Source organism: Achromobacter marplatensis (assembly GCF_002209535.1).
GTDB lineage: Bacteria > Pseudomonadota > Gammaproteobacteria > Burkholderiales > Burkholderiaceae_B > Achromobacter > Achromobacter marplatensis.
In genome coordinates, this window is the sequence record NZ_NJIG01000010.1 from 190,497 (window position 1) to 200,965 (window position 10,469).

The window sequence follows — 10,469 nt, forward strand, 5'->3', positions numbered from 1 at the left end:
GGGACAGGCCCGGGGGTTTGATCAAAGGCGAGACCGCCGCGCGAAGGCGGCGTACCGCGTTTTAGTCTTCTTCGACGAAGGTCTCTTCGCGCTTCTTGCGGATGGCCGGCAGGGCCACCAGGATCACCAGGAACACGGCGACGGCCAGCAGGGAAGCCGACAGCGGACGGGTCACAAAGGTGGTGAAGTCGCCACGCGACAGCAGCAGGGCACGGCGGAAGTTTTCTTCCATCATGGGGCCCAGGACCAGGCCCAGCAGCAGCGGCGCGCCTTCGCACTTCAGCTTCGACCACACGTAGCCCACGATACCGAACATGGCGGTGGTGAAGATGTCGAACGCGTTGTAGTTCAGCGAATACACACCGATCGTGCAGAACACCAGAATCGCCGGGAAGAGGATGCGGTAAGGCACCTTCAACAGCTTGACCCACAAACCGATCAGCGGCAGGTTCAGCACCACCAGCATCAGGTTGCCGATCCACATCGAGGCGATCAGGCCCCAGAACAGCTCCGGGTGGCTCGTCATGACTTGCGGGCCGGGCTGGATGTTGTGGATCGTCATTGCGCCGACCATCAGCGCCATCACGGCGTTACCCGGGATGCCGAGCGTCAGCAGCGGGATGAACGAGGTCTGGGCAGCAGCGTTGTTCGCCGATTCCGGGCCAGCCAGGCCGGCCGGGTGGCCCTTGCCGAAGCGTTCCGGATTCTTCGAGATCTTCTTTTCCAGCGTGTAGGAAGCGAACGACGACAGCACGGCGCCACCGCCCGGCAAGATACCCAGGGCGGAACCCAGGGCCGTACCACGCAGCACTGCCGGGTACGATTCCTTGAATTCCTGCTTGTTCGGGTACAGCGAGCCGATCTTGTCGGTGATGTCGACGCGGTTTTCCTTCTGCTCCAGGTTGGTCATGATTTCGGCAAAGCCGAACACGCCCATGGCCACGATGGCGAAGTCGATACCGTCTTGCAGTTCCGGCACGCCGAAGTCGAAGCGGGCGACACCCGAGTTGACGTCGGTACCGACCATGCCCAGCAACAGGCCCAGGATGATCATCGCGATCGCCTTGGGCAGCGAGCCCGAGGCCAGCACCACGGCGCCGACCAGGCCCAGGCACATCAGCGAGAAGTATTCGGCAGGACCGAACTTGAAGGCGACTTCAGCCAGCGGGGGCGCAAAGGCGGCCAGCAGCAGCGTGGCCACGCAACCGGCGAAGAACGAACCCAGCGCGGCGATTGCCAGCGCGGCGCCAGCACGGCCGTTGCGGGCCATCTGGTGACCGTCCAGCACGGTCACCACCGCGGACGTTTCCCCTGGCAATGCCACAAGAATCGCCGTCGTGGAGCCGCCGTATTGGGCGCCGTAATAGATACCTGCCAACATGATCAGGCCGGCCACCGGGGGCAGCACGTACGTGATCGGGAGCAGCATCGCGATGGTCGGGACGGGGCCGATGCCCGGCAGCACGCCAATCAGCGTACCCAGGATGCAGCCCAGCAGTGCGTAAAGCAGGTTCTCGGGCGTGAACGCCACCGAGAAGCCCAACATCAGGTTGTCAAACAATTCCATGACCGGTTGCTCCTTAGTTCATGCCCAGAAAGGACGGCCACAGCGGGAAGATCAGCCCCAGCCCCTTGACGAATGCCAGATACGAGAAGATCACCAGGAAGATCGCGTTGGCGACGGCGACCTTCAGGCTGAACTCGTGGCTGGCCAGGCTGCTGACGACAACCAGGATGAACACCGAGATGTAGATGCCCAACAGCTTGAGGACCAGGCCGTACAGGACGACGGATCCGACCACCAGGAAGACGATGCGCCAGTCGAACTTGTCGACGTGCGTTTCATGGGCTTTCTTGGACATCGAGCCAAGCAGCACGATGGCGCCCAGCAAAGCCAGAACAATGCCTAGCCAGAAAGGAAAGTACCCTGGGCCCATTCGGGCAGCAGTACCCATTTGGTAGCTGCTGGCCTGCCAGGCGAATCCCAGTCCAAGGGCGATGAACATCACCCCAGACCAGAAGTCCTGTCGATTGCGTAGCTGCATGATTGGTTGGCTCCTGTTTACAGCATGTAGATAAAAAAGTTTGTAGCCGGATGGGGACTCGCCGAAAGGCGAGTGACAGGCACAAAAAAGGCACTTCGGGGTGCCATTAGTTCTTCTGAAAGCGACGGCGTGGTTTCTTGAAAGGGCGAATGGTAATGGACGCCTGCCACGCTGCAAACCCTGTAAGCTCGGTGAAAGCCTGGGGTTTTCCCTAGAATTCGGGTACTCCCGATCCCCAGATGTAACCGCGCAGGAAGATTGAGGGCTTTTTGAAAGCTAAGTGAAAGTTTATAGAAAGAAATGCGAAAGCCGGATCGGCCGGATGCGGGGAATTTGGAGGAGGGGGAGGCTTTTTTCTTTGAAGGCCACCGGTTGGCGTTGCACCGCCGGAATCACCCGCCTATTTCCTACCGAATATTGCCGGGTTTCTCACCTTGCGTGAAGAGGCCCGATTGCACTCAGGATGGTTTACGATAGCGCCCATGCTGCAAGATCTAGACCAACTCGCCGCCCGAATCGGGCAACTGGTGCAACGCACCCGCCAACTCCACGCAGAGCGTGACGCGTTGCGCCTCCGCCTGAACGAACTCGAAGCTGACCAGCGTGTGCTGAAGCAGCGCGCCGCCGAGCGCGAAGCCGACATCGTCACGCTGCAAAGCAAGCTTCAGGATCATGACGGCGCAGTCACCGCCATGCTCGAGCAGGCCCAGCAGGCCGAAGCCGCCTTGCGCGAACAGCTCGCCCGTGAATCCACCGAACGCCAGTCGCTCGAATCGCGTTTCTCTGCCCGGGAAACCGAATTGCAGGGCAACCTGCAATCTCGCGACACTGAACTACAGCGCTTGCGCGTGGCCGCCGCCGCGGCCCGCGAGCGCATTGACGCCGTGCTGGCCCGCCTGCCGGGTGCACCGTCTGGAGAGCAACACTGATGGAACGCGTAGATGTCACCATATTGGGACGCGATTACTCCCTGGCCTGCTCCGCTGAAGAGAAGCCTACGCTCATGGCCGCCGTGCGCCATGTCGACCAGCTGATGCTGCGCATCCAGGGAACGGGCAAGATTTCCAGCAACGAACGCATCGCCGTGATGGCGGCCTTGCAGGTCGCGGGCGAGCTCCTTGCCATGAAGGCGCCGGATGGTCCGCTGGGCGGTTTGGCAGTCGGCGACTTCAAGCGTAGAATTGAGGACATGAACGCAGTACTCGATGACGCCTTGTCGGGTCAGGAAAAACTGCTCTAACCGTTCATAAGCAGTATTCAAGAATTTTCAGTTTGTCCCTGCCGTGTCCGTGACTAGGCCATACATTCTCTGAACCTATGCTTTCGGCATATGGTTGCGGGAGTGTAGAGCTGGAGTGATTGTCTCTCGTAGACGAACCCGACGCTCTGCGGAACGCGACCACCTCTTACCTCAGGGTTCGAGATGCCGGCCTTGACGGCACAGGCGGGGCATTTATCCCAGCGGGCCTGCCATAAGCGCAGGTCCGCGTCGGGCGCCTCACCATCCCCCCTTGCCCCTCCCTTTGTCCTCCCTCCTAGGACCAGTCCATGTTTAAACACCCTGTTTTTTCGCTGACGAAACTCGGCGCAGCGTGCGCAGCCGTGGCCGCCATCGCCGCCGTCCAACCCGTTTATGCGCAAGCGCAGACGTCCGCCGCGCCCGCCGCCACGGAATCGTCCACGAATCGTTCGCCGGAAATGACGTTGCAGGCCACCGCGTCTTCCGAGGTCAAGCAGGACACCGTCCGTATTTCGCTGTCTGCCGAAGTTGAAGCGCCGGATCAGCCCGCTGCCGGCAAGAAGCTGACGGCCGCACTGGACGACGTCATCAAGCGCGCACGCGACACGAAGGGCGTCGAAGTGCGCACGGGCGGCTACAACGTCTGGCCCAATACCAACAGCAAAGGCAAGATCGGCACGTGGCGCGGCCAGGGCGAAGTGGTGCTTGAATCGAAAGACTTCGAAGCTGCCGCCGCGTTGGCGTCCAAGCTCTCCGACAAGACCGCCATTTCAAACATCAGCTTCTCGTTGTCACGCGAAGCGCGCGAGGCCGAAGAGCGCAAGCTGCTGAAAGAAGCGGCCCAGGCCTTCAAGGACCGCGCGCTGGCTGCGGCCAACGCGTTTGGTTTCTCGGGCTATCGCCTGTCCAAGCTGGAATTGGGCGGCTCCGGCGGCCCGGTGCCGATGCCGCGCATGCTGGGCGCCGCGGCCATGGCCAAGGACGCCTCTGGCGGCTACAGCCCGGACGTCCCGCTGGAAGCGGGAGACGTCACGGTCAGCATCGCCGTCAACGGGACGATCGTTTTGCAGTAAGGCTGAACATGATGGCGCCCAGGGCGACCATCGGCAGGGACAGCCACTGTCCCATGCTCAAACCACCCGCGAGCAGGCCCAGGAAGTTGTCCGGCTCGCGGGTGAATTCCACCAGGAAGCGGAACGTTCCGTAACCCATCAGGAAAAGCCCGCTCACCTGTCCGAGTGGACGCGGCTTGCTCGAAAACCACCACAGCAGTGCAAACAGCACGATGCCTTCCAGGCCCAGCTCATAGAGTTGGGAGGGATGGCGCGCCAGCCCGTCGCCGCTGTCGGGGAACACCATGGCCCACGGCACGTCGGTCGGTCGGCCCCACAGCTCGCCATTGATGAAGTTGCCCAACCGGCCGAAACCCAGGCCCAGCGGGATCAGCGGGGCGATGAAGTCGCTGACCGCGAAAAAGGGCAGCTTCTTCTTGCGCGCGAACAGCAGCATCACCAGGATCACGCCGATCAGGCCGCCGTGAAACGACATGCCGCCTTGCCACAGGTAGGCCACTTCCAGCGGGTGGGCCAGGTAATAGCCCGGCTTATAGAACAGCACATACCCCAGCCGGCCGCCCAGCACCACGCCCAGCACGCTATAGAAGATCAGGTCTTCCAGGTCGCGCACATTCAGCGACGTGGTGTGGCCGCTGGTGATGCGCCGGCGGCCAAGCAGGTACACCAGGGCGAAGCCCGCCAGATACATCAGGCCGTACCAGTGGATGGCTAGCGGCCCGATCTGCAAGGCGATGGGGTCGAATTTTGGATATTGCAGCATGTTCTGCCCGACACAATAAAGTTGAATGATAATAACCGGCGAGCACTGAAGATTCGCATGCATGCAAGCGAGCCAGCTTCCCAGGGTGCGTTCGCCATGTCCGCGCCCCGACGGCCGACAGGAGAGACAGACCATGCCGAACAATGAACGTTCCCGCCATATCACCCACGGCGTCGCACGCGCGCCCAACCGCGCCATGTACTACGCATTGGGTTATCAGGAAGCCGATTTCGAAAATCCCATGATCGGGGTGGCCAACGGCCATTCCACCATCACGCCATGCAACAGCGGCCTGCAGCGCCTGGCGGATGCGGCCATCGACGCCATCCGCGCCTCGCGCGCCAACCCCCAGGTGTTTGGCACGCCCACCATCTCGGACGGTATGTCCATGGGCACCGAAGGCATGAAGTATTCGCTGGTGTCGCGCGAAGTCATCGCGGACTGTATTGAAACTGCCGCTCAAGGCCAGTGGATGGATGGCGTGGTGGTGATCGGGGGCTGCGACAAGAACATGCCAGGCGGCATGATCGCCTTGGCGCGGACCAATGTGCCCGGCATCTACGTCTATGGCGGCACGATCAAGCCGGGCCATTACAAGGGCAACGACCTCACGATCGTGTCGGTGTTCGAAGCGGTGGGCGAATACACGATGGGCCGCATGCCCGAGGCCGACTTCAAGCAGATCGAGAAATGCGCCATCCCCGGCTCAGGCTCCTGTGGCGGCATGTACACGGCCAACACGATGAGCTCCGCATTCGAAGCCATGGGCATGAGCCTGCCGTATTCCAGCACGATGGCCAATGAAGACGATGAAAAGGTTGTCTCGGCCGCCGAGTCGGCGCGGGTGCTTGTCGATGCGGTCCGGCGCAACCTGCGGCCGCGCGACATCATCACGCGCGAATCCATCGAAAACGCCGTTTCGGTCATCATGGCCACCGGCGGTTCCACCAACGCCGTGCTGCATTTCCTCGCCATCGCGCATGCCGCCGAAGTGCCGTGGACCATTGACGATTTCGAACGCATCCGCAAGCGCGTCCCCGTGCTGTGCGACTTGAAGCCTTCCGGCAAATATGTCGCGACCGACCTGCATCGCGCAGGCGGCATTCCGCAGGTCATGAAGCTGCTGCTCAACGCCGGGCTCCTGCATGGCGACTGCATCACCATCAGTGGCAAGACCATCGCGGAAACCTTGGCCGATGTGCCGGATGCGCCGCGCGCGGACCAGGACGTCATCATGCCGATGGACCGCGCCCTGTACCCGCAAGGGCATCTGGCGATCCTGAAGGGCAACCTGTCGCCCGAAGGCTGCGTGGCGAAGATCACGGGGCTGAAGAACCCAGTCATTACTGGCCCCGCACGCGTATTCGATTCCGAAGACGACGCCATGACGGCGATCATGGCGCGCCAGATCAAGGACGGCGATGTCGTCGTCATCCGCTACGAAGGCCCGAAGGGCGGTCCCGGCATGCGTGAAATGCTGGCGCCCACTTCGGCACTCGTCGGGCAGGGCCTGGGCGAAACCGTGGGCTTGATCACCGACGGCCGCTTTTCCGGGGGCACCTGGGGCATGGTCGTCGGCCATGTTGCGCCCGAGGCTTTCGTGGGCGGTCCGATCGCGCTGATCCAGGAAGGCGATTCGGTTACCATCGATGCCCACAAGCTGCTGTTGCAGCTCAATATCAGCGACGAAGACCTGGCGGCTCGTCGACAGGCCTGGGTTCAGCCCAAGCCGCGTTATACACGCGGTGTGCTCGCCAAGTTCGGCAAGCTCGCCAGCACCGCGAGCCGTGGGGCAGTAACCGATGCATTTGAAGATTAGTCTGTGGGTGGCCGTGGCCGGCGTCTTGGGCGCCGGCGCGGTCCAGGCCCAAACCACCGGGTTGGACCTGGCCAAGAGCAAAGCCTGTATGGCCTGCCACCAAGTGGAAGCCAAGCGCGTCGGGCCACCGCTGAAAAGCGTAGCCGAACGTTATGCAGGTCAGGGTGACGCCATGGTGGACTACCTGGCGGGCAAGATCCGCGGCGGCGGCCGCGGCGCCTGGGGCGCCGTGCCCATGCCCGCGCAAACCCATGTCAGCCAGGAAGATGCCCGCCTGCTGGCCGAATGGATCTTGTCGCTGGCGCCGCCCAAGCAGTAGTCTTATTCTCTATGCCCCGCGCATGAAGCCGGGGGCGCCGGCCGCAGGCAGCGGCCGTCTACAGGAAAGGAATCGTCATGGCAGAACAAGCATCCCCGGGCAATGAAGTCGCCGTTCTTGGCGGCGGCTGCTTCTGGTGCGTCGAAGCGGTCTTCACCGAATTGAAGGGCGTCAAAAGCGTGCTGCCCGGCTATAGCGGCGGGCACGTGGACAATCCCAGCTACGAGCAGGTCTGTGGCAAGGACACCGGCCACATCGAGGTCGCCCGCGTGGAATTCGATCCCGCTGAACTCTCCTACAGCGATCTGCTCCGCGTCTTCTTCGCCACGCACGACCCCACCACGCCGGGGCGCCAGGGCAATGACATCGGCCCGCAGTACGAGTCGGCGATTTTCTGGCAGAACGACGCGCAGCGCGAACAGGCCGAAGCGGTAATCGCCGAAGTCGAGGCTCAGCAGGTCTACGACGCGCCGATCGTCACCAAGCTGCTCGCGCCCGTCAAGTTCTGGCAAGCCGAGGACTACCACAGCAACTATTTCGCCCTGCATCCCGAACAAGGCTATTGCCAGTTCGTGATCGCACCCAAGGTCGCCAAGTTCCGCAAGCAGTTCCAGGACCGCCTGCAGCGCTGACTCCCTTTTATCTAGGCGAAAAAAAACCTCACCACCAGGTGAGGTTTCAAAGCCGGCGCGAGTGCGTGGGCACCGCACGCCGGCGGGGGAAGCAGTTAGTCGACGTTCTTCACCACGCCGCGGCGCATCTGGTCCAGTTCGATCGATTCGAACAAGGCCTTGAAATTGCCCTCGCCGAAACCGTCGTTGCCCTTGCGCTGGATGATCTCGAAGAAGATCGGACCGATCTGGTTTTCGGTGAAGATCTGCAAGAGCAAGCCGCCGCCGGGGGCGCCGTCAAGCAAGATGCGGTTCTTCTGCAGGCGGGCGACGTCTTCGCCGTGGTTGGGCAAACGGCGGTCCAGCAGCTCGTAATACGTTTCCGGCGTATCCAGGAACACCACGCCCGACTCGCGCAGCGCTTCGATGGTGCCGTAGATGTCTTCCGTGGCCATGGCGATGTGCTGGATGCCTTCGCCGCGGTACAGGTCCAGGTATTCCTGGATCTGGCCTTTTTCTTCCGTGCCTTCCTCATTGATCGGAATGCGGATGTTGCCGCAAGGCGAGGTCATCGCCTTGGACTTCACGCCCGTCACCTTGCCTTCGATGTCGAAGTAGCGCACTTCGCGGAAGTTGAAGAGGCGCTCGTAGAATTCCGACCACTCCGCCATGCGGCCCTTGTGCACGTTGTGCGTCAGGTGATCCACCAGCGTCAGGCCGGCGCCGCGGTGATTCAGGTCGGCTTGCGCGTTGTCCGGATCGACCGGCACGAAATCCACGTCATAGATGCTGATGTCGCCGATGCCGCCGTGGCCTTCCTTGCCCGTCCAGCGGTCAACCAGGTAGATCAGCGAATCGCCGATGCCCTTGATGGCGGGGATGTTCAATTCCATCGGGCCGCTATGCGAGTCGAAACCCCAGGCTCCCAGCTCCAGCGCGCGCTTGTAGGCGGCATTGGCGTCTTGCACGCGGAAGCCGATCGCACAGATCGACGGGCCATGCAGGCGCGCGAAGCGTTGGGCGAAGGAATCGGGTTCGGCGTTGATCAGGAAGTTGACGCCGCCTTGGCGGTACAGGGTCACATCCTTGTGACGGTGCTTCGCAATGGCTTTGAAGCCCAGCAGCTCGAAAACCTTGCGCAGCGCGGCGGGGTCCGGTGCGGCGTACTCGATGAATTCGAACCCGGCGGTGCCCATCGGGTTGTCCCAGGGTTGGAAAGCGCTGCTCATGTGTCTGCTCCCTTGCATCATTTTTCAGGACGACTTGTTGTTCAAGTCTAGACGGAGATTGTAGGAAGGAACGCCGGGCAGACAATTGCAAACATGGCGCGAAAGCCGACCTTCTGAGCAATAATATTGCTGTACTGAAAAATATAAGGGCAAAAAATGTCTGAGATCGAGCTTGATAGGACAGATCTAAGGATTCTGGCTGAATTGCAGCGGGACGGGCGCCTGAGCAACCAGGAATTGGCCGACCGCGTGTCCCTGTCGCCCAGCCCCTGCCTGCGCCGCGTCCGTCGCCTGGAAGAAAAGGGCTTCATCAAAAAGTACGTCGCGCTGATCGACGCCGAAAAGGTCGGGCTAGGGCTGCTGGCGTACGTGAACATTCGGTTGAACAAGCACAGCGGGTCCAGTCACGCCCCAATGAGCGATTTCGCGCGCGACGTGCAGCTTTGGCCGGAAGTGGTCGAGTGCTATGCCATGTCCGGCGACATGGACTATCTGCTGCGGATCCAGGTGGCGGACCTGGCCCACTTCTCCCGCTTCGCGATGGACACCCTGATGCGTCACCCGGCGGTGATCGACATGCGCTCCTTCTTCGCCCTTCAGCAGATCAAGGAGACGACCGAACTGCGCATCTGATGCCTTCTCTCTCTATATATATAGAGGGCTGCAATCGGCTGCGATGAGTACGTCCCCAAAAAATTCATCTTTCTGCAAATCAGGCGTCATGTTCGCCCAGTTCTCCGAAAATTCTGTGCTATAGTCTCGCTCCTTCGCAGTTCAGACGTTTTTTGAACCGCGAAGCCAAGCAAGCACAACAGGCAAGGCAAGGTGAAAACCCGGGGCAACCCAGCCAAGCCTGCCGCGAAGAGTTCAGGAATGAGCGCCAAGCGGTTATTGCAAGGATTGCAGCAAATCAGGCAAAAGCCAGTTGCGTAATCTGCAAAAATCGTGCTATAGTCTTGGGCTTGGCTGGTGATGTTGATTTAGGGTTTACCCGGATCTCTCGCTAGCCACCTGAGCAGTAACCAACCCCAGGATTCTGGGCTGTCCGCGAAAGCGGCGGGGTTGCAAGATAGGATGCAAGTCAGGCAAAAGCCGGTTGCATAATCTGCAAAAGTTGTGTTATAGTTTCAGGCTTGGCAGTTGCCGAAAACTTAGGGTTAACCCGAATGGGTGCTTCTGATGTTTCGATAGCTGCTAAAGAGGGCAGATCCGAAGGGGTCGCAAGCAAGAAAGCGGTGGCGCAAAAGCAAACGAAGCTGACTTGACAAGCGATAAAAACTCCTTCATAATCTCGCCTCTCTGCTGCTGAAAACAGCAAGCGACGCAAGGCGAAAGCCGCAGCGAAGCGGTTGGGTTCAGCGAGTAGCAGT

Annotated in this window: 12 protein-coding genes and 1 other RNA gene; 8 read left to right on the forward strand and 5 right to left on the reverse strand. The window is 61.1% G+C overall.

Annotated elements, in window-relative coordinates:
• Nucleotides 1-61: 61 nt before the first annotated feature.
• Nucleotides 62-1,567: a tripartite tricarboxylate transporter permease gene (locus CEY09_RS22705; RefSeq protein ID WP_006225996.1), complete on the reverse strand. Its 1,506-nt coding sequence runs from the start codon at nt 1,565-1,567 to the stop codon at nt 62-64.
• Nucleotides 1,568-1,580: 13 nt separating this feature from the next.
• Nucleotides 1,581-2,045 carry a tripartite tricarboxylate transporter TctB family protein gene (locus CEY09_RS22710; protein WP_006225997.1) on the reverse strand — a complete coding sequence of 155 codons (465 nt, stop codon included), beginning with the start codon at nt 2,043-2,045 and terminating at the stop codon, nt 1,581-1,583.
• Nucleotides 2,046-2,527: 482 nt separating this feature from the next.
• On the opposite strand from CEY09_RS22710, the gene CEY09_RS22715 reads away from it, so the two are divergent.
• The 4 genes from CEY09_RS22715 (at nt 2,528) to CEY09_RS22730 (ending at nt 4,358) form a co-directional block, all read left to right on the forward strand.
• Entirely contained in the window at nt 2,528-2,974 is a 447-nt protein-coding gene (locus CEY09_RS22715; RefSeq protein WP_006225998.1) for a hypothetical protein, read from the forward strand.
• A complete protein-coding gene (locus CEY09_RS22720) occupies nt 2,974-3,285 on the forward strand; it encodes a cell division protein ZapA (protein ID WP_006217444.1) in 312 nt (103 codons plus the stop codon). Before CEY09_RS22715 ends, CEY09_RS22720 begins: the two co-directional genes overlap by 1 nt.
• Before the next feature lie 32 nt (nt 3,286-3,317).
• A non-coding RNA gene (gene ssrS, locus CEY09_RS22725) (6S RNA) lies at nt 3,318-3,500 on the forward strand.
• Between the two features lie 93 nt (nt 3,501-3,593).
• Nucleotides 3,594-4,358, forward strand: coding sequence for an SIMPL domain-containing protein (locus tag CEY09_RS22730; RefSeq protein ID WP_088590361.1), 765 nt, complete (start codon nt 3,594-3,596; stop codon nt 4,356-4,358).
• Here CEY09_RS22730 and lgt read toward each other — a convergent pair.
• On the reverse strand, nt 4,333-5,121 hold the full coding sequence (lgt, locus tag CEY09_RS22735; protein WP_006226000.1) for a prolipoprotein diacylglyceryl transferase: 789 nt from the start codon (nt 5,119-5,121) through the stop codon (nt 4,333-4,335). The two genes, CEY09_RS22730 and lgt, sit on opposite strands and share 26 nt — an antisense overlap.
• A gap of 133 nt (nt 5,122-5,254) precedes the next feature.
• Here lgt and ilvD point away from each other — a divergent pair, with 133 nt between their 5' ends.
• The 3 genes from ilvD (at nt 5,255) to msrA (ending at nt 7,891) form a co-directional block, all read left to right on the forward strand.
• Nucleotides 5,255-6,940: a dihydroxy-acid dehydratase gene (ilvD, locus tag CEY09_RS22740; RefSeq protein WP_006226001.1), complete on the forward strand. Its 1,686-nt coding sequence runs from the start codon at nt 5,255-5,257 to the stop codon at nt 6,938-6,940.
• Nucleotides 6,924-7,259, forward strand: coding sequence for a c-type cytochrome (locus CEY09_RS22745; protein WP_167390137.1), 336 nt, complete (start codon nt 6,924-6,926; stop codon nt 7,257-7,259). Before ilvD ends, CEY09_RS22745 begins: the two co-directional genes overlap by 17 nt.
• Before the next feature lie 77 nt (nt 7,260-7,336).
• Nucleotides 7,337-7,891 (forward strand): peptide-methionine (S)-S-oxide reductase MsrA, encoded by a 555-nt coding sequence (gene msrA, locus CEY09_RS22750; RefSeq protein ID WP_088590362.1) that lies wholly within the window; start codon nt 7,337-7,339, stop codon nt 7,889-7,891.
• A gap of 95 nt (nt 7,892-7,986) precedes the next feature.
• On the opposite strand, the gene hppD is transcribed toward msrA, so the two are convergent.
• A complete protein-coding gene (gene hppD / locus CEY09_RS22755; protein ID WP_006226004.1) occupies nt 7,987-9,099 on the reverse strand; it encodes a 4-hydroxyphenylpyruvate dioxygenase in 1,113 nt (370 codons plus the stop codon).
• A 156-nt stretch (nt 9,100-9,255) separates the two neighbouring features.
• On the opposite strand from hppD, the gene CEY09_RS22760 reads away from it, so the two are divergent.
• The gene (locus tag CEY09_RS22760; protein WP_006226005.1) at nt 9,256-9,732 is read left to right on the forward strand and encodes an Lrp/AsnC family transcriptional regulator; all 477 of its coding nucleotides are present in this window, start codon (nt 9,256-9,258) and stop codon (nt 9,730-9,732) included.
• A gap of 448 nt (nt 9,733-10,180) precedes the next feature.
• Here CEY09_RS22760 and CEY09_RS32185 read toward each other — a convergent pair.
• Nucleotides 10,181-10,469: hypothetical protein (locus CEY09_RS32185; RefSeq protein WP_158218680.1), on the reverse strand; the 289-nt coding region annotated here is incomplete at its 5' end.